The sequence below is a fragment of the Methylobacterium sp. E-041 genome, from assembly GCF_022829665.1.
Lineage (GTDB): Bacteria > Pseudomonadota > Alphaproteobacteria > Rhizobiales > Beijerinckiaceae > Methylobacterium.
The window spans coordinates 1-343 of the sequence record NZ_JAKSYQ010000234.1; the positions used below are offsets into that span (position 1 = coordinate 1).

Here is a 343-nt window from a genome sequence, read left to right on the forward strand (position 1 = left end):
CTCAGCGGTTGGCGGTGGTGACCGGGGAGGTGACGCCGCCGAGGGAGACCCAGGCGACGGCGTCCTGGCTCTCGCGCTTGATGAAGGTGTAGCCGGTGCGGTGCCAGGGCAGGATCTGGCTGGTCTTGTTGTCGAGCACCAGGTCGCCGCGGTCGGTGATCAGGGTGAGCACGGCGTGGCCCTCGCCCTTCTCGTCGATGACCACGGTCATCCGCATGGCGCGGCGCGGCAGGCCGGCCTTGGCCAGCAGGCTGCGCTTGAGCAGCTGAAAGTCCTCGCAATCGCCCGAGCCGTCCTCGGCCAGGTCCCAATGGTCGGGAACGCCGAGGTGGTCCATGTCGGT

Annotated in this window: 1 protein-coding gene; it reads right to left on the reverse strand. The window is 69.1% G+C overall.

Features of this window, described 5'->3' with window-relative positions; genetic code table 11:
- Position 1 precedes the first annotated feature (1 nt).
- Positions 2-343, reverse strand: a 342-nt coding sequence (locus tag MKK70_RS21960; protein WP_243949891.1) for a transglutaminase-like cysteine peptidase, incomplete at its 5' end; no start/stop codon positions are given.